The organism is Tatumella ptyseos, assembly GCF_030552895.1.
Lineage (GTDB): Bacteria > Pseudomonadota > Gammaproteobacteria > Enterobacterales > Enterobacteriaceae > Rosenbergiella > Rosenbergiella ptyseos_A.
On the sequence record NZ_CP130649.1, the window covers coordinates 644,105 to 662,632 of the forward strand.

Annotated in this window: 15 protein-coding genes; 14 read left to right on the top strand and 1 reads right to left on the bottom strand. The window is 36.4% G+C overall.

What is annotated here, in order from left to right; all coding sequences use genetic code 11:
- Positions 1-9: 9 nt before the first annotated feature.
- From lysS to QJR74_RS03240, 13 genes are all read left to right on the top strand, one after another.
- Positions 10-1,530: a lysine--tRNA ligase gene (lysS, locus tag QJR74_RS03180; RefSeq protein WP_304373163.1), complete on the top strand. Its 1,521-nt coding sequence runs from the start codon at positions 10-12 to the stop codon at positions 1,528-1,530.
- 646 nt (positions 1,531-2,176) lie between these two features.
- Positions 2,177-3,643 carry a capsule assembly Wzi family protein gene (locus QJR74_RS03185; RefSeq protein WP_441007644.1) on the top strand — a complete coding sequence of 489 codons (1,467 nt, stop codon included), beginning with the start codon at positions 2,177-2,179 and terminating at the stop codon, positions 3,641-3,643.
- A gap of 68 nt (positions 3,644-3,711) precedes the next feature.
- A complete protein-coding gene (locus QJR74_RS03190) occupies positions 3,712-4,848 on the top strand; it encodes a polysaccharide export protein (RefSeq protein WP_304373165.1) in 1,137 nt (378 codons plus the stop codon).
- On the top strand, positions 4,848-5,285 hold the full coding sequence (locus QJR74_RS03195; protein ID WP_304373166.1) for an arsenate reductase/protein-tyrosine-phosphatase family protein: 438 nt from the start codon (positions 4,848-4,850) through the stop codon (positions 5,283-5,285). Before QJR74_RS03190 ends, QJR74_RS03195 begins: the two co-directional genes overlap by 1 nt.
- 8 nt (positions 5,286-5,293) lie before the next feature.
- Entirely contained in the window at positions 5,294-7,459 is a 2,166-nt protein-coding gene (locus tag QJR74_RS03200; RefSeq protein WP_304373167.1) for a polysaccharide biosynthesis tyrosine autokinase, read from the top strand.
- A 63-nt stretch (positions 7,460-7,522) separates the two neighbouring features.
- Complete coding sequence (gene wbaP / locus QJR74_RS03205) at positions 7,523-8,926, top strand: undecaprenyl-phosphate galactose phosphotransferase WbaP (RefSeq protein WP_304373168.1); 1,404 nt, start codon at positions 7,523-7,525, stop codon at positions 8,924-8,926.
- Positions 8,927-9,970, top strand: coding sequence for a glycosyltransferase (locus tag QJR74_RS03210; RefSeq protein WP_304373169.1), 1,044 nt, complete (start codon positions 8,927-8,929; stop codon positions 9,968-9,970). It begins immediately after the preceding gene.
- A gap of 13 nt (positions 9,971-9,983) precedes the next feature.
- Positions 9,984-10,799: a glycosyltransferase gene (locus QJR74_RS03215; protein ID WP_304373170.1), complete on the top strand. Its 816-nt coding sequence runs from the start codon at positions 9,984-9,986 to the stop codon at positions 10,797-10,799.
- On the top strand, positions 10,796-11,785 hold the full coding sequence (locus QJR74_RS03220; RefSeq protein ID WP_304373171.1) for a glycosyltransferase family 2 protein: 990 nt from the start codon (positions 10,796-10,798) through the stop codon (positions 11,783-11,785). The genes QJR74_RS03215 and QJR74_RS03220 overlap by 4 nt, the downstream gene beginning before the upstream one ends.
- On the top strand, positions 11,775-12,650 hold the full coding sequence (locus QJR74_RS03225; RefSeq protein WP_304373172.1) for a glycosyltransferase: 876 nt from the start codon (positions 11,775-11,777) through the stop codon (positions 12,648-12,650). Before QJR74_RS03220 ends, QJR74_RS03225 begins: the two co-directional genes overlap by 11 nt.
- Positions 12,651-12,666: 16 nt before the next feature.
- Positions 12,667-13,554: a glycosyltransferase family 2 protein gene (locus tag QJR74_RS03230; RefSeq protein WP_304373173.1), complete on the top strand. Its 888-nt coding sequence runs from the start codon at positions 12,667-12,669 to the stop codon at positions 13,552-13,554.
- A gap of 14 nt (positions 13,555-13,568) precedes the next feature.
- The gene (locus tag QJR74_RS03235; RefSeq protein WP_304373174.1) at positions 13,569-14,879 is read left to right on the top strand and encodes an oligosaccharide flippase family protein; all 1,311 of its coding nucleotides are present in this window, start codon (positions 13,569-13,571) and stop codon (positions 14,877-14,879) included.
- Complete coding sequence (locus QJR74_RS03240; protein ID WP_304373175.1) at positions 14,880-16,115, top strand: EpsG family protein; 1,236 nt, start codon at positions 14,880-14,882, stop codon at positions 16,113-16,115.
- A 54-nt stretch (positions 16,116-16,169) separates the two neighbouring features.
- On the opposite strand, the gene QJR74_RS03245 is transcribed toward QJR74_RS03240, so the two are convergent.
- Entirely contained in the window at positions 16,170-17,225 is a 1,056-nt protein-coding gene (locus tag QJR74_RS03245) for a glycoside hydrolase family 43 protein (protein ID WP_304373176.1), read from the bottom strand.
- A 29-nt stretch (positions 17,226-17,254) separates the two neighbouring features.
- On the opposite strand from QJR74_RS03245, the gene QJR74_RS03250 reads away from it, so the two are divergent.
- On the top strand, positions 17,255-18,136 hold the full coding sequence (locus QJR74_RS03250) for a beta-1,6-N-acetylglucosaminyltransferase (protein ID WP_304373177.1): 882 nt from the start codon (positions 17,255-17,257) through the stop codon (positions 18,134-18,136).
- Positions 18,137-18,528: the final 392 nt, after the last annotated feature.

Genomic DNA, 18,528 nt, shown 5'->3' on the forward strand with positions numbered 1-18,528 from the left:
GGAACTTTTATGTCAGAACAAACCCCCGCGCCGGCAGATCTCGCCCTCGAACTCAATAATGAACTGAGCGCACGCCGTGAAAAGCTAGACGCCCTGCGTGAGAAGGGAAATCCTTTCCCGAACGACTTTCGTCCCACCGATCGCTCTGATGTGCTGCATCAGCGCCACGATGAGCAGAGCCAAGAAGAATTAGAAGACCTCGGTATCGAAGTGACGGTAGCGGGTCGGATGATGACGCGTCGTATCATGGGTAAAGCCTCGTTTGCCACGCTGCAAGATGTCGGCGGCCGTATTCAGCTTTACGTTTCCCGTGATGATCTGCCAGAAGGCTACTACAACGAACAATTTAAAAAATGGGATCTGGGCGATATCCTTGGTGCCCGCGGTAAACTGTTTAAAACTAAAACCGGTGAACTCTCAATTCACTGTAGCGAGCTGCGTCTGCTGACTAAAGCCTTACGTCCATTACCGGATAAGTTTCATGGCTTAGCTGACCAAGAGACGCGTTATCGTCAGCGCTATTTAGACCTGATTGCCAACGAAGAGTCACGTCACACCTTCCAAATCCGTTCTAAGATTATGGCGGGCGTGCGTCAATTTATGGTCGACCGTAACTTTATGGAAGTGGAAACCCCGATGATGCAAGTCATCCCGGGGGGGGCTTCTGCACGTCCTTTTATCACCCATCACAATGCGCTCGATATCGATATGTATCTGCGTATCGCCCCAGAACTTTATCTGAAGCGTTTGGTGGTGGGCGGCTTCGACCGTGTGTTCGAGATCAACCGTAACTTCCGTAACGAAGGGATCTCACCGCGTCATAACCCAGAGTTCACCATGATGGAACTCTATATGGCCTATGCCGATTACCGTGATCTGATCGAGCTAACCGAAAGCCTGTTCCGTACCTTGGCACAAGATGTGTTAGGCACGACAGAAGTGGCCTACGGCGAACAAACCTTCGACTTTGGCAAGCCATTCGATAAGTTAACCATGCGTGAAGCGATCAAGAAATACCGCCCTGAGACTGAGCTCTCTGATTTGGAGGATTTCGATAAAGCCGTCGCCATTGCGCAGTCTATCGGAATTAAAATCGAGAAAAGCTGGGGCCTAGGCCGCGTTGTTACCGAGATCTTTGAAGAGACCGCAGAAGCACAACTGATTCAGCCAACCTTCATCACCGAATACCCGGCAGAGGTCTCACCGCTGGCTCGTCGTAACGATGAAAACCCAGAAATCACCGACCGTTTTGAGTTCTTTATCGGCGGCCGTGAAATCGGTAACGGCTTCTCCGAGCTTAACGATGCGCAAGACCAAGCAGAACGCTTCTTGCAGCAGGTGAATGCTAAAGATGCCGGCGACGACGAAGCGATGTTCTACGATGAAGATTATGTCACCGCACTGGAACACGGCTTACCGCCGACGGCAGGCTTAGGTATTGGTATCGACCGTATGGTGATGCTATTCACTAACAGCCATACTATCCGCGACGTTATTCTGTTCCCAGCCTTGCGCCCAGGCAGTAAATAAGCTTACCTACCTCCCTTTCCATCAAACCCGCTTCGGCGGGTTTTTTTATCCTTACAGATTATCGAAACTAATGAAAAAATCGTAAATTTTTGGAAATTAGGAATTAGTCTGTTTTATTCCCCGTTAACACCCTTTAATGTCATGACAAATTTTGACAAAAATCTATTTTTAAAGAAGAATAGGTTGACTTAAATCAAAATATATTGTGGTTAAGTAACTGTTTTTTAAGTTTTAAGTAATTTTCCACACAATAAAGTTATTATTTAATACAGATTATTCTTAGTTCTAGGTGTCGATGAATAATTTTCATTCCGCTTAGTGAAATGAATTTTTAATCACAACTGAGAAACTGTTAAGATAAATCTCTAATAGAAACAGAATGTTGTAAAGGTACTCTGGTCGCCACATGCCAGGGGCGGTAGCGTGCCTTAAATACTCAGTAAAGAAGTTTAAAGAGTGGGTATGATTTTTGTTAAATTTACCTTAATTAACAGGTAAACTCCCACTTCAGAAGTCTAGTAGAAAAACTAAAAAAAATAATATATTAAAAATTAATCATCTTTCACCTTGGTTACCCGATACAGCCATCTTTTAACACCCTGTTAAGCGATGGATTAATTTTATGGATGTTACGGAGAAACAGCAGATGCAGCGAGCGTCAGGTGGTAAACGCTTTAATCGACACTCTTTATTGGCCTTAGTGATTGGGCTTTCCCTTTATCCTTCCCTGAACGCGACTGCCGCTGGCCTGATTTTGCCTGATAGCGATTTACGCTCGGATCTAAGCTGGCTCGCCGATCGTGGCGTGATTAAATTAAGTTTAAGCACTTGGCCATTAAGCCAAGAGGCGATTGAGCATGCCTTGGATAAAGCCCATCCCTCTTATGCTTCTGAGCAGTTAGCGGTCGAGCGCGTACAGGAACGTCTACAAACCTTGAAATCGGATGTTCGGCTTAATGCCTATGCCGCCACCGATAATAGCGGCCAGCCACGTAGCTTTGCTAACTCTCCCACCGCCGACACTAAACTTTCCGTCACCGCCAGCAATAGTGGCGAGTGGTGGGACGTCAACCTACAAGGCAATGTCGAAGGTAATCGCCAGATCCAATCCCCTTCTCACGTTAACCTTAATAACAGCTATGGTGCGGTAAAACTGTGGGGCCAGTGGCTCTCCTTTGGTGAAACGCCACAATGGTGGGGACCGGGTTATGAAGGCAGCTTAATTCGTTCCGATAACGCCCGCCCGTTAACTGGCTTTATGCTATCGCGCTCCAAACAGACAGCACCTGAGACTTGGTGGCTAAACTGGGTTGGCCCTTGGCAGTACCAGATCTCTGCCGCACAGGAATCACAATACAGCGCCGTGCCACATACCAAGATTATCGGTATGCGCCTAACCGTATCGCCTTTCGATTCCCTTGAACTAGGCGCCAGCCGGATTATTCAATGGGGCGGTCAAGGCCGTCCTCAGTCACTGAGTAACTTTTGGGATGCCTTCTCGGGTAATGATAACACTGGATATAACGATCCTAATGAACCCGGTAACCAGCTGGCTGGCTTCGATGGTAAGTTAAAACTTGAACCGACACTGGGGATTCCAATTAGCCTTTATGGACAGGTAGTAGGTGAAGATGAAGCGGGTAAACTTCCGTCTTCCAATATGTACCTAGCGGGAATAGAAGGCCACCACAGTATTGGTCGTAATGCCCTAAATTGGTACGTCGAAGGACACGATACCCGTACTGACTTTAAAAATAAAAACTATAGCTATCAACACCATATCTATACCGATGGTTACTACCAACAAGGCTATGCGTTAGGTGATACGTTGGGTGGAGATGGACGGATGCTAGTCGGCAAAACTGAACTGGTGACAGAAAACAATCAACGCTGGAGTGCGCGGTTATTCTGGGCGAAGGTTAATCCTAATAACCAAACACAAAACCGTACCTTCCCGCATGCCGATACCTTGAAAGGGGTAACCCTAGGTTGGGGCGGCGATATCTATAAGTCGGTGCGCCTAAACTTAGCGACCTGGTATACCGATGCTAATCACAATGATAGCGATGACTTGGGTGCCAGTGCCGCTATCGAGATCCCTTTCCAATTATAAAATAACGGCTGCCAGCTAACTGGAATCGGTTCTGGCAGTAATTTATTAATAAAACTGAATATATTCTGATGAAAAAATTAGCACTTAAACTCTCTGCAGCTGCAGTGCTGACCGCACTGTTAACGGGCTGTACTATTGTTCCGGGTCAAGGCCTGAATAGCCTGCGTAAAAATACCGTTGAATTGCCGGATAGCGACTACGACTGGGATAAGCTGGTTAATGTTTACCCAATGACGCCTGGTTTAATCGATAAGCTACGTCCTGCGCCGGTAATTTCCCAGCCTAACCCGCAGCTGGATAAGCAACTACAAAACTATCAATACCGCATCGGTCCTGGGGATGTATTGATGGTCACAGTCTACGACCACCCAGAACTGACCAACCCGGCAGGGACCTATCGTTCCGCTAGCGATACCGGTAACTGGGTCGGCGCCGACGGCACTATCTTTTACCCCTATATAGGTAAAGTCTATGTAGCAGGTAAGACCCTAGCTGAAGTACGGCAACAGATTGCCTCGCGCTTAGCGCAGTACGTCGAGAGTCCACAGGTGGATATTTCTGTCGCTGCCTTCCGTTCCCAAAAAGCCTATGTTACCGGTGAAGTCAGTAAATCGGGGCAACTGCCTATTACCAATATCCCATTAACAGTAGTGGATGCGATCAATGCTGCCGGCGGCTTTGCTGAGAATGCCGACTGGCGCCATGTGGTACTGACCCATAATGGTAAAGATACTGTACTGTCGATGCAGGCCTTAATGCAGCGCGGTGACCTACAACAGAACCGCCTGATGTATCCTGGCGATATTTTGTTTGTACCGCGTAACGACGATCAGAAAGTCTTTGTAATGGGTGAAGTCGGCCAGCAATCGACCTTGAAAATGGATCGCAGTGGTATGACCTTAGCGGAAGCCTTGGGCAGCGCACAAGGGGTGAGCCAACAATATGCCGATGCCTCCGGAATTTTCGTTATCCGCCAAATTCCAAAAGATAAAAATGGTCGTATTGCCAATATTTACCAACTTAATGCCAAAGATGCCTCGACCATGGTGATGTCCACCGAGTTTGAGTTACAGCCCTACGATATCGTCTATGTCACTACCGCGCCGTTGGTCCGTTGGAACCGAGTCATTTCACAAATCGTTCCAACCATTACAGGTGTGCATGACTTAACGGAAACTGTTAACTATTACAAGGATCTGAAATAATGTTTAATTCAATTCTTGTGGTCTGTACCGGTAATATTTGTCGCTCGCCCACCGGTGAGCGACTGTTAAGGCAATTACTTCCCACTAAAAAAGTTGACTCGGCAGGAACGGGAGCGCTGAAAGGTCACGCCGCCGACGCTACCGCATGCTTGGTGGCAGAGAAACATAACCTCTCCTTGGCTGACCACCAAGGCCAGCAATTTACCCGTCAGCTGGCACAGCAATATGACCTAATTCTGGTAATGGAAAAGCACCATCAGGAAGAGGTCTCCTCAATTGCGCCGGAAGCGCGGGGTAAAACGATGTTATTTGCCCATTGGCTAAATGGGAAGGCGATTCCCGATCCCTATAGGCAGAGTCAAGAAGCCTTTGAGCATGTTTATCAATTAATCGAGCAAGCGGCACAGGCTTGGGCGAAAAAACTGGGTACCAAATAGGAAGCGTTATGTCATCAGTGATTCAAAATAAACCCACTAATCCAGACTCCGATGAGATCGATTTAGGACGTTTAATCGGCGAGCTGCTCGACCATAAAAAATTAATTATTGCGGTAACAGGCTTATTTACTTTTTTAGCCATCTTCTATGCGCTATTTGCGACGCCGATCTATCAGGCCGATGCTTTAATTCAGGTCGAGCAGAAACAAGGTAACTCGATTTTAAGCAACCTAAGCCAAATGTTGCCAGATAGCCAACCCGTTTCAGCACCGGAGATTGCTTTACTGCAATCAAGGATGATATTAGGAAAAACTGTTGATGATTTGACCTTACAAGCACAGGTACAGCAAAAATATTTTCCACTATTTGGTCGTGGTTGGGCGCGGTTAACTGGACAACAGCAGGGACAGCTTGTAGTAAGTCGGATTTATGTTGCCCAACAAGAAGGCAAAATTCCAGAATTGACGGTTACGTCAATCGATCAACAGCACTATTTGGTTGAAGGCGGTGGATTCGAGATTAAAGGAAGAGTTGGACAAGCTATAGCAGAGAAGGGACTATCCCTGCAAATCGATAAGATTGATGCTGCTCCGGAAACTAAATTCACGCTTAACTATGTTTCTCGACTTGATGCAATCACGAGCCTGCAGCAAATATTCTCTGCAGCAGATCAAGGCAAAGACACCGGAATGCTTAACCTTACGCTGACAAATGCAAATCCTATATTAGCACAAAGCGAATTGCAGAGTATCAGCGAGAATTACTTAGCGCAAAATATTGCGCGCCAAGCGGCGCAAGATAGTAAAAGCTTAGACTTTCTTGAAAAGCAACTACCACAGGTACGCAGCCAGTTAGACGATGCGGAAAATAAATTAAGTGCCTATCGTAAACAGAGTGATTCGGTTGACCTTAATTTACAGGCACGTTCGGCGCTGGATCAGATTGTTAATGTTGATAATCAGCTTAATCAATTAACCTTTCGTGAAGCAGAAGTTTCGCAGCTTTATACTAAGGATCATCCCACCTACATTGCCTTGTTACAGAAGCGTAAAACCCTAGAACAAGAAAAAGGCAAACTAAATAAACAAGTTTCAGCAATGCCTGCAACACAGCAACAAGTGCTTAAACTAAGCCGAGATGTTGAATCCGGTCGTGCTGTTTATATGCAACTGCTTAATCGAGAACAAGAGCTTAGCATAGCTAAGAATAGCGCCATCGGTAATGTAAGAATTATCGATGATGCAGTGACTGCACCGAAACCGGTAAAGCCTAAAAAAGTGTTAGTTGTACTAATTGGCATGGTTCTTGGAGGCTTAATATCAGTAGGCTTGGTATTGATGCGAGTTTTCCTACGTAGAGGCATAGAATCCCCAGAGCAGTTAGAAGAGCTGGGAATTAATGTGTACGCTAGCGTACCGGTTTCCGAATGGATGACTAAGCAATTACCAAAAGGTTTGAAATCAAGGAAGAATAAGCAGAAAGAGAATCTTAGCTTTCTGGCCATTGATAATCCTGCCGATCTCGCAATTGAAGCAATTCGTAGTTTACGCACCAGTTTACACTTCGCCATGATGGAAGCGAGTAATAATGTATTGATGATTTCGGGTGCCAGCCCTAACGCCGGTAAGACATTTATCACCAGTAACCTTGCGGCAGTGTTGGCACAAGGCGATCAGAAAGTCCTATTTATCGATGCAGACATGCGTAAGGGCTATACCCATGAGATTTTGAAGGTCGGATTAGAAGGCGGATTATCCGACATCTTATCAGGAAAATCTTCAGTCGAGCAGGGTATCCATACTGTAACTTCGGCAGGGTTTGATTTTATCAGTCGTGGTAAAAATCCACCTAATCCTTCTGAACTGTTGATGCATAACCGTTTCCAGCAGTTATTGGCTTGGGCTAGTGAGAACTACGATATTGTTTTGGTCGATACCCCACCAATTCTAGCGGTCACTGATGCTGCTGTTATCGGCCGCTACGTCGGGACAACATTATTAGTGGCGCGCTTTGAAGAGAATACCGCTAAAGAAATGGAAGTGAGTATCAGACGCTTTGAGCAAAGCGGTATTGAAGTTAAAGGCTGTATTCTTAATGGTGTGGTGAAAAAAGCTAGCTCCTATTATGGTTATGGTTATAGTCACTATGGCTATAGTTACGACGATAATAAATAACCTCCCTCCCCCCGCATGAGCGGGGGCGATCTATGTTCGCTACATTTCTGTGGTGTGAAATCTATGACACGTTTATCCCGAAACTTGCTGGTCAGCAGCGCCTTAATATTATCTGATCTGTTTAGTTTGATGATCAGCTTAATTATAGCTGAAAAAATATTTGATGATTCGTTCCCATCTGGAAATATCAATAACTGGTTTCATCTTCATTGGTTAATTTCTTTTTGTTGTATCGGCTGGTATGGTATGCGATTAAGGCATTATTTTTATCGCAAAACATTTTGGTTCGAATTAAAAGAAGTTTTACGAACCATAGTTATATTCGCCATTTTTGAAATAGCGATTATTGCCTTTACACAATGGAATCTGTCCCGTTTTACTTGGGTAATGACTTGGTGCTTGATTGCATTATTAGTTCCAACAATGCGAGCGATTACAAAATTAATTTTGAATAAGATTGGTGAATGGCAACGAGATACCATCATTATTGGTTCAGGCCCTAATGCCCAAGAAGCTTATAAAGCCATTGCTAGTGAAAAAAACCTAGGGTTTAAAACAATACAGTTTGTCGGGAAGCCAAACGAAAGTATTAACATTATTGATGGAATAGCTGTTAGCCACGAACTTCCACAAGAACTAACCAAAAAAATAGATAAACGTATGCAATTCATCATTGCGGTAGAAAGCGATGAAAGTGAATTACGTAATTCATGGCTACAGCAATTGATGTTGAATGGTTATCGTTATGTGTCAGTGATACCTACACTGCGGGGGATGCCATTAGATAGTACCGATATGTCCTTTATTTTTAGTCATGAGGTTATGATATTTCGTGTACATCAAAGTTTAGCTAAATGGCCGTCAAGAATTATAAAAAGAAGTTTTGATATTTTAGCCTCTTTGATGATCATTACACTGTTATCTCCAGTACTATTATTCATTAGCCGTAAAGTTAAAAAAGATGGCGGGCCAGCGATTTATGGGCATGAACGAATCGGTAAGAATGGCGTACCTTTTAAGTGCTTAAAATTCCGTTCAATGTCAGTGCATTCTAAAGAATTACTTGCAGACTTATTAGCTAAAGACCCCGAAGCAAAAGCTGAGTGGGATGAAACCTTTAAGCTTAAGAATGATCCACGTATCACTCAAATTGGTCACTTATTACGTAGAACCAGTATGGATGAGCTACCTCAGCTTTTTAACGTATTAAAAGGTGAGATGAGTTTAGTAGGCCCAAGGCCTATTATCCATGAGGAGTTAGAGCGTTATCGCGACCAAGTTGATTACTACCTAATGAGTAAACCTGGTATGACAGGTTTATGGCAGGTAAGTGGTCGTTCAGATGTCGATTATGAAACACGCGTATACTTTGATGCATGGTATGTTAAAAATTGGTCGATGTGGAATGATATTGCAATATTATTTAAGACCATATCAGTCGTACTAAATAGAGACGGTGCTTATTAAATGAAAGTGTGTATCGTAATCGACGGGGTTTCTAATAGCGGTGGTACTGATAGAGTAGTTTCCAATTTAGCTAATATATTAACAGAAAAAGAAATTTCAACTGATATTTACTCTTTAACTACTGGTGCTCCATATTATTTTATAAGTTCTGAAGTAAGGATAATATACCCAAAATATAATAACAGGATTATAAATTTAATTAATTTCAGTATCAAAATAAAAAAAGAGAATTATGATAACGTTATAGTTTTATCTATGGGTAAATTATCAGCCCAATTGATACCTATGCTAAGAATATTTCTGATAAAATCTAAAATAATCTGCAATGATCATGTGTCATTTGAATCCTTCAGTTTGATTAAAAAAATGATCAAGTTACCTGCTTATTTTATATCTGATAATATCGTCGTTTTAACAGAGTCTGATAAAAGCTATTTAAAAAATATGTTAGGGAGTAAAGTTTCCGTTGTAAGAAATTCATCACCTTACGAAAATTATTCATTTTCATCAAATGATATTTATAAAAAAGAAAAGATAGTTATTGCAGTAGGTAGATTAACATATCAAAAGAATTTTCAACGATTGATTCGTCTATGGAATGAAGCAAAAACAATAGGGTGGAGATTAGTTATAATTGGTTCAGGTGAAGAAAAAGAAATTTTGGAGGATTCTATAAGGCAAAATAAATCAAATAATATTAACATAATAGAATCAACACCTGATTTAGAAAAATGGTATAGGAGATCATCACTATTATTAATGACGTCTAGATATGAAGGCTTACCGATGGTTCTGATAGAGGCGAAAAACTTTGCTTTACCAGTATTAGCTTTTGACTGTAAAACTGGACCAAATGAAATAATAGATAAAGATGGTATAGTTATTGATTATCATGATGACCAATCATTTATATTAAATTTAGAGAGAATACTAGTTGACTCTGAATTGAGGGAAAAATTTAGCAAAGAAGCCTTATTGAATTCAAAGTTTTTTAATAAAGAAGAGATATTCAAACAATGGGGATTGGTTCTAAATTCTAAATAAATGGAGGTTAAATATGTTATCAGTGTTAATGTCTTTATACGATAAAGAAAGCCCGAAAAACTTATTTGAATGTTTATCTAGTATAGCTCAGCAGTCATTGAAAGCTGATGAAGTAGTCTTGGTATACGATGGGTTTATAAATCAAAATCTAAAAGATATAGTAAGTGATTTTAAAGATATACTGAATATCAAGATTATTGAGTTGGAGAGTAATGTTGGATTGGGAGATGCGTTGAAAATTGGCTTGATAAATTGTAGTAATGAATTAATAGCAAGAATGGATACCGACGATATATGTTATAAATATAGATTTGAGTATCAAGTGAAAAAAATGCTTGAAAATAGTGACTTAGATATGGTCGGAGCAAGTATCATAGAATTTGATCAAAATGATAATAAACGTTTGAAAAAATTACCACTGACTAATGAAGAGATTAAATTATTTGCCAAATGGAAAAATCCATTAAATCATATGACAGTGATGTTCAAAAAACAATCTGTTCTTAAAGCTGGTAATTATAAAAAGCATTTATTTATGGAGGATTATAATCTGTGGTTGAGAATGATATCGATTGGGTGTCATATTATTAACATCGAAGAACCATTAGTTCATGCCCGTACAAATAATATGGTAGATAAAAGAAGAGGATTGAAGTATCTATCCAGTGAAATAAAATTAATGAAGCTTAAAAGAGAGTTAAATTTTGTTGGATTTATAAATGGAATTTTAATTTTCTTTGTGCGATCCATTACCAGAATTCTTCCGAAATTTATTCTTTCTTCTTTATATAATAAAGACAGGAAAATTATTAAAGAATATATAAAATGAAAGTTTCAGTAATTGTACCTGTTTATAATGTTGAGTCTTATGTTGAAGATTGTATTGATAGTCTGATTAATCAAGATTTTGATAGCTATGAAGTTATCATAGTCGACGATGGTTCTCAAGACCAGTCTATAAACTTAATAAGTAGAATGATCCAAAGAAATGATAATTTCAAAATAGTTAAGAAAGTAAATGGAGGACTTTCATCAGCCAGAAATTATGGAATGAATTATATTAAAGGAGAGTTTTTTACATTTGTAGACAGTGATGATATTCTCGATGTTAATTTTTTGAAAAGAACATATAATTCGATTGGTGACGCTGATCTGTGTTGTACTGGCTATAATGAAATTTCTGAAAGTGGGAATTATATCAAGACTACCATTAATAACTTTGACATAGATAAACAATACGAAAATATAGTTGAGGCGATCGATTTTATCCCTAATGCTTGGGGTAAATTATATAAAAAAAGTTCTTTTATTGAAATAAAATATCCAGAAGGTATGTTGTTTGAAGATTTTGCTATATCGTATGAAGTGTTTTTTAATAAAAAAATTATTTTCTTAGATGACCCTCTTTATAATTATCGAATCAGAGCGGGTTCAATAATGAGAGAATTCAATGATAAAGTTATATCTCACAAGATGCTTATCCTAGAAAGAATGAAAAAATTTCTTATAAGAAATAAAATTTTTAATAAATATAAATTTAACTATATCGATTCTTATAATTTTCATGGTGTCTTTGTTACCTCCTGTATGATAATGAATCAAAGGCCTGAGAATGCTTATAATATAATTAGAGCTTTCAAGAAAAGTCTTGATAAAAAAAATTTTAATATAAAAAACATACTTTTAAGCAAGAAGCTGAAATTAAATGTAAAAGTTTTTCTAATTATATTAAGTTTCTCCTGTAGGGGGGCTTTTTTACTGAAAAATGCACAACATATTTTGAAGTCTTTTAGAAAAGGAAAATATGAAAAATAATTTAAATCCATTAGTTACAGTATATATGCCAACTCATAAGCGCGGGGCTTTAATTAATAAAGCAATAGATTCGGTTTTGAGTCAGTCGTATAAAAACCTAGAATTGATAGTTTGCATTGATGGGTTTGATGGTAATACTAAAGAAGTTTTAGAGTCATATATTAAATTTGATGACAGAATAAAGTATGTTGTAAATGATGTAGCTTTAGGGGCGTGTCACGCAAGGAATAGATGTATCAATATTGCTAAAGGTGAGTTTATTACAGGTTTAGATGATGATGATGAATTCACCCCTGAAAGGATAGAACTATTTATAAAACATTTTAACTCAACAGCGGATGATATCATTTGTACTGGAAGGGTTTATTTTGATGGTGAAAAGTATAAAAAAGGAAATCAATCTGAGGGCTACATCACCATTGAAATGTTATCAAATGCTAATTTGATTGGTAATCAAATATTCACTAGAACTTCTTATATGAAGGAAGTTAATTGTTTTGATACTAATTTTCCAGCGTGGCAAGATTATGATATGTGGTTTAGATTAATAAAACATTTTGGGAAATGTTATAAATTAAGTGTTCCAACTTATATATTTCATGTTGATGACTCAAGACCTAGAATTACCACAGGAAGTAAAGCCCATGAGGGATATCAATGTTTCATTGAAAAGCATAGAGAGGCGTTAACAAAAAATCAACTAAGAAATCTGAATATTCAGGACCTATTGAATCGAAATCAAAAGTTGTTATTCGTAAATTTGATTAATAATTTCACATGTATGAATTTTAAAATTTATGTAAAAGAGAAATTAAAGAAAATTAAATTAATTGTTTCCGTCAGGAGATTTTTACTTAAATTATAATAGTAAGGTTTGTAATATGTCCGAAAATTTCAAAGTAATTGCATTAGTCGTTGTTAAGAATGAAGGTGATATAATCACCGAAACAATCACTTCAGCAAGTCAATGGGCCGATAAAATTATTATTCTTGATAATAATAGCGATGACGATACTTTTATAAAACTAAAATTATTAGAGAAAAAGTATCCAAATGTTATATTGTGGGGTCGGTATGATGGAAAGTTTAATGAAGGATTAAGACAAATTCTTTATAGAGACTTCCGTCATTTAGCTAACGAGAATGATTGGTGGTGCCGCCTTGATGGTGATGAGTTCTATATCGATAATCCTAAAGAATATATAAAAAAATTATCTAAGCACACAGACCATATCTACAATGCATCTTTCCAATACTATTACACAAATGAAAATTATATTAATGATAAATCCTCAAAAGTTGGTTTAACAACTCTGGACAGTCTTAAATGGTATAAGTGTAATCATTCAGAAATCAGATTTGTAAAAAATAAAAAAACTTTATGCTGGGTGCAAGGTGAGGGCTGGCCCTCAAATTTATTATTCGCTGATAATAAAAGAATAAAATTAAAACATTTCCAATACAGAAGTCTTGAACAAATTAAAAGAAGAATACAAACCAGAAGCACAACTGAATCAGGTGATGCTTTCAAACATGAAATTGTTTCTTTAGATGAATGGTACAAACGAAGAGGATTCTCAAAACCTTCTGATGATAAACTAATGTTATATAATATTGTTGATGTTTCAGAGTTAGACAGCTCTCCTACCTATAATTACAATGATAACGAATTACCTAGAATAGTGGGTTTCAGTTATAAGAAAGCTTTGAAATGCACTATAGTATATATCTATATGAAAACCCTTAATAAATTACTTTTCAGAATTTAGTATTGGAGGGGGATTTGAACAGCAAGATTTTGTCTAATTCTATCTGGATGATGTTAGAAAAAGTAGTATCAATTTTCGGACTAATATTCGTAACTTCTTTTGTTGCAAAATATGTAGGTCCAAAAATTTTTGGAGAAATTGCTTTCGCAGTTTCGATCTTTCAAATAGTACAAGTGCTTTCGCAACTAGGTAGCGATGTATTAATTTTTAAAAGGACCTCAAAAAAAATTTTATCGGGTATTCTACTGATTAATGCTACATTCAGTATAAGAATTTTTATTTACCTAATAGTCTCACTTCCAATATTATACTTTTTCTATGAAAAATATGAGTTTAACGATTTTTTATTCATTTTTTCAATTTTTGTTTCCTGCTTTTTTCTCTCTATAGATGTAGTTTCAATATTCAATGATGCAAGACTACAATCTAAGCAAAATACAGTTATAAATGTTATTGGATTGATTGTAAGCCTTGTAATACGATGGCTTATCCCATACATGAAGTTACAGCCTGTCCTTCTATGTATTCCAATAATATTAACTAGTATGTTACCTTTTTTTATACGTATTTATTTTTATAGACATAATTTTTCTATTAAATCGCTTTCTAGGAGGAATGCATATAAATATAAAAAATATATCGTCCTGTGTGGTTCTAGTTTAGTCATATCCTCTTTATCAGTAGCAATTTACCCTCGGTTAGGAATGCTCATATTGGGGAGTTTAGAAGATAAAGATGTAGTCGGAATTTTTTCTGTCGCTGTAACTCTAGCTGGATCTTGGGCATTTGTATGTAATTCTTTCATTACGTCATCGCTTCCAGGTATTTATAATGAGAAATCGGATGAGTTGAGTCTAAAGAAAGCTGCTTTTCTCAATATAGTTATAACATATTTTTCATCGTTTGTTATAGTTACCACTTTTTTTCTGGGGAGGTATTTTATTGAACTTTTATACGGAATTAATTATTCTGGTTCATTTTTCCCTCTCATAATATTATCTATATCTACATTTGTAAGTTTACTAGGTACTATTTCATCAAGATTTATTACTAAATATTCAGGATACTCCTATCTTTCAAAAAAAATGCTTATAGTAACCTTGTTAAGTGTGTTTTTTAACTATTTCTTCATAAGTCTTTATGGTATAACTGGTGCGGTAATTGCAACGGTATCTACCGAGATTATTTCATTGACGCTAATGAATTATTTCTTCAAAAATAAAATTATTATGAAGTTACACCTATTAACTATTAAAAATATTTTAAATGTCAATATTGGTCTTTCTAGTCTTCGAGAAGTTTTTTCTTTTAGAAAAGGTAATTAAATGAAAATAAGTAAATGCTTACCTTTAAGTTTTTTATTAACATTCATATTTCCTATTGCGGGGTTTTTTCTGTCACTTGTGTCGATATCAAAAAAAGGGATGAACAGATTTCCTTTTTTTTTGATTTCTTTTTTTTATTTTTGCTTTCTCATCAAGTTACCTCCATATGGTGATTCATATCGAAGGTATTTAGATTATGAGAGTTTCAATCAGGCTGCAGGGGTTTTAAATTTTCTTAGCGGGCATCCGGATATATTTTATTATTTATCTATCGTAGTATTTAAAAGCCTTTCTATACCTTACTTTATACTGCCCGCAATTTACGGGGCTGCAATGATTTATATGTTGCTTTGTTCTCTTAGAAATGGTTCTTTCATTGCTGGCGTCGAAATGTCGGGTAAAAGTAAAGTTGTTTGTTTCCTTTTAATACTCTCATCTTTTGATATTATAAATTTCTCACTTGGGTTGAGGTTTGGTTTAGCTATAGCTATGACCGTATATGGTATTACAACTTATTACAGTGGCAAGAAAAAGAAAGGGCTATTAGCATTAATCATTGCTTTAACTGTTCACTTCTCAATGCTTTTTGTTTTTTTATGTTTTATTTTAAGTAGATTCATAAAAATCAATAAGAAGCAAATATTATTGTTTTCGATATTATCTTATTTTTTCAGTGCCACTTTTTTACCATTTATTCTTAACCAATTTAGTTTTCTTAGTATTGCTCAATATGCATTAGAAGGATACGTTGAAAGTGATTGGGCTAATGCATCTCAAAATTTAAATACGTTAGGTGTATTTTTGTTGAGGAACTTATTACAGTTAGGAGTTCTTTTTTTATTTTTATTAAACAAAAAAGAATATAAAAAAATAGACGACTTCATTTCTATTTTTATTCCAGCAATATTTTTAGTTTCTATTTCTTTCTCAGCAGTACAAAGATATCTTGTAGTATGTAATCTAATAGTGCTTTCACGTATTTTACCCTGTTATTATCATTTAATATTTAGAAAAAGATTAATAACGTTATTTTTGTTTTTATATATTTTAATATCTGGAGTAGTGCTCAATATATACGTACAAAGGATTGCTATTATTTGGGGAGGATTGTGGTCAGGGTATTATACAACTCCAATTACATTACTTTTCTATACTAATGACGATTTTAGGATTTATCTTCAACAAGTTGATTATGATGGGAATTGGACGCAAAATAAACAGGGTGTAGGCCAGTAAATTGGATATATTCGTTTAATCTAGGCTATATAATAGTTATAGCCTAGAATTTATTTATTCCATGATAGTTGGTGTATTATTATTGAACTGTAAAGTTATCCATGTGTAAGAGCTTTTCCACAGGTTGGAATAACCACCTGCTGACGTATCCCATTTGTCCATCATAAGTACATATTCACCATTATTTTTTTTAAAAATAAAACTTGGTTGAGAGTCTAATAAATTTTTATTAACTCTTTTATTATCTACCATTATAGGGCTGCCTTTAGGCTTCCATGGTCCGAATATGTCACTAGATTCGTACAATCTCGGTGGGTTTGCTTTGTAACCAGTCAGTCCTGAAGTGATCAGGAATAGCTTTCCATTATACTTTATTATCGCTGGGGCTTCATTTTGTTGTCCTATGAGTATGCGAGAGTATTTTTTTGTGAAATTTTTATAATCTTCAGTTAATTCTACAACTTGTAATGAGTAGTCATCTTCGCTTTCGTATATTATATACGCTTTACCATTATCATCTACATATGTTGTTAAATCCCTTACTTGCTGTCCTTTATTAAAGTAAGTTGAAAATTTTTCATTGGCTTTTTTAACGAACCAATTCTTATTATCAGGTTGATAATTTTCAATAGGGGCTATTCCTTTGTTAGGTCTATCATACTTTATTAATTTAAATGGTCCTGCTATGTTGTTTGAAACAGCAACGCCTGCATATCCTTCAGTATATTTTCTGTTAGGTTCAAGATGAAACCACATAACAAATTCTTTATTTTTTTTATTATAAATTATTTTAGGCCTTTCTAGGTCCCAGTTATGTGTATCCTGTGAAAGATCAAGAATTACACCAATATAATTCCAGTTCTTTAAATCTGTTGATTCATACAAGTTCACCTTCTGGTTACTATCCCACTGTGTATGGTTATTAACTTTTGGGCTTCTATATTCACCATACCAATAATATTTTCCATCTTTGTATATAATTCCTCCAGCATGAGCGTTTATTATATTTCCATTCTGATCTTTATCGATAGATAAGTTTTTTGAACTTGCTGTGGATACATTGAATATTAATGTTTCCATAACCAAAATCATAACTAAGGTATATTTCATTATTAACCCTTTATTTTTGAGAAACAATCATGAAAAAAATTTTCTCTATTGTGTGTCATAAATTAACAAATCCGTTAATTTTCACTGTGAATTATCTTCGCTCCTTTGAGGATAATATAATTCTAGTTCATGTTGACGCTAAAACAAATATCGATGACTTTAAATTTCTTGCAAGTGATAACGTTATTTTTATAACTGAGCGAGTATCCGTTGAATGGGGCAGGGTTTCGCAAATTTACGCTACATTAAATCTTATGAACGAGTCTACGAGATTCGATTACGATTATTTTTTTCTTATATCTGGAGATGATATACCAATTATGAGAAATAAATCAATTAATGAATTTCTTAAAGATAATTCTCAATATGACTTTATACACTTCCAGGATTTTAGGAACACTTATGTTGATCCTTGCTCAAGAATAAAATATCGTTATCCAGATTATTTTTTCGAAAGAGAAATGGGATTAAAAAATAGAATTCTGAGGAAGTCTTTCAAATTTATTAAAGATATATTTTACCTTAATAAAGATTTTATAGAATATAAAAAAAAGGGTCTTGTTTTTTATAAAGGAACTAATTGGTTCACTTTGAGAAGAGAAAATATTGATTTTATAATGAAATTTATTGAGAGTGATCTGCAATTTCTGAATATGTTTAAAGGATCATTGTGTGCTGATGAGGTTTTTTTTCATACAATATTAAAATTAAATAAAAAAATAAATATTTATAATGATGATGAGGCTATCAATAACGCGTTGCGTTATATTGATTGGTCGTCGGGACCTGAATTCCCTAAGATACTAAACGAAAAAGATTATAATAAAATAACCTCAAGTAACTCTATGTTTGCGAGAAAATTTCCAAGTGATCTTAGTTATGAATTATTCCTCTCGATCATTAATAGGTAGTTTTATCAATTATATTCATTTCACCATTACTGGTTGAACGTTAATTTCTTTCAGTTTAAAATGAATACTCATAAATTTAATTATGTCTTAAAACTACACCCTCATTAGTCATTATAAATTTTTATCAACTTATTCTTGTAAGTTACCTAAGTCAAATATATCAGTTTTAAAATTACTACGTTAATGCTCCATTATTAAGCCTAATTAATAATGGCTAATCTCATCATATTTCATAGCTTAATATTTTGTAATAGTAACTCCCCTTAGGGCTTGATTTCTTTGTTATAAATATGTATTAATAATTAATTATCTAGGCATTCATTTATTAACTCATCGTCACCTTAAAGGTATAGCTATAACTGCCCGCTGGTCGGTTTCTCTGATCAGAATTA

Excerpts from the sequence above, each read along its gene's own strand:
- QJR74_RS03185 (WP_441007644.1), top strand. The coding sequence starts at position 2,177 with ATGCAGCGAGCGTCAGGTGGTAAACGCTTTAATCGACACTCTTTATTG.
- lysS (WP_304373163.1), top strand. The coding sequence starts at position 10 with ATGTCAGAACAAACCCCCGCGCCGGCAGATCTCGCCCTCGAACTCAAT.
- QJR74_RS03200 (WP_304373167.1), top strand. The coding sequence starts at position 5,294 with ATGTCATCAGTGATTCAAAATAAACCCACTAATCCAGACTCCGATGAG.
- QJR74_RS03215 (WP_304373170.1), top strand. The coding sequence starts at position 9,984 with ATGTTATCAGTGTTAATGTCTTTATACGATAAAGAAAGCCCGAAAAAC.
- QJR74_RS03210 (WP_304373169.1), top strand. The coding sequence starts at position 8,927 with ATGAAAGTGTGTATCGTAATCGACGGGGTTTCTAATAGCGGTGGTACT.
- QJR74_RS03245 (WP_304373176.1), bottom strand. The coding sequence starts at position 17,225 with ATGAAATATACCTTAGTTATGATTTTGGTTATGGAAACATTAATATTC.
- QJR74_RS03240 (WP_304373175.1), top strand. The coding sequence starts at position 14,880 with ATGAAAATAAGTAAATGCTTACCTTTAAGTTTTTTATTAACATTCATA.
- QJR74_RS03195 (WP_304373166.1), top strand. The coding sequence starts at position 4,848 with ATGTTTAATTCAATTCTTGTGGTCTGTACCGGTAATATTTGTCGCTCG.
- QJR74_RS03250 (WP_304373177.1), top strand. The coding sequence starts at position 17,255 with ATGAAAAAAATTTTCTCTATTGTGTGTCATAAATTAACAAATCCGTTA.
- wbaP (WP_304373168.1), top strand. The coding sequence starts at position 7,523 with ATGACACGTTTATCCCGAAACTTGCTGGTCAGCAGCGCCTTAATATTA.
- QJR74_RS03230 (WP_304373173.1), top strand. The coding sequence starts at position 12,667 with ATGTCCGAAAATTTCAAAGTAATTGCATTAGTCGTTGTTAAGAATGAA.
- QJR74_RS03190 (WP_304373165.1), top strand. The coding sequence starts at position 3,712 with ATGAAAAAATTAGCACTTAAACTCTCTGCAGCTGCAGTGCTGACCGCA.
- QJR74_RS03225 (WP_304373172.1), top strand. The coding sequence starts at position 11,775 with ATGAAAAATAATTTAAATCCATTAGTTACAGTATATATGCCAACTCAT.
- QJR74_RS03220 (WP_304373171.1), top strand. The coding sequence starts at position 10,796 with ATGAAAGTTTCAGTAATTGTACCTGTTTATAATGTTGAGTCTTATGTT.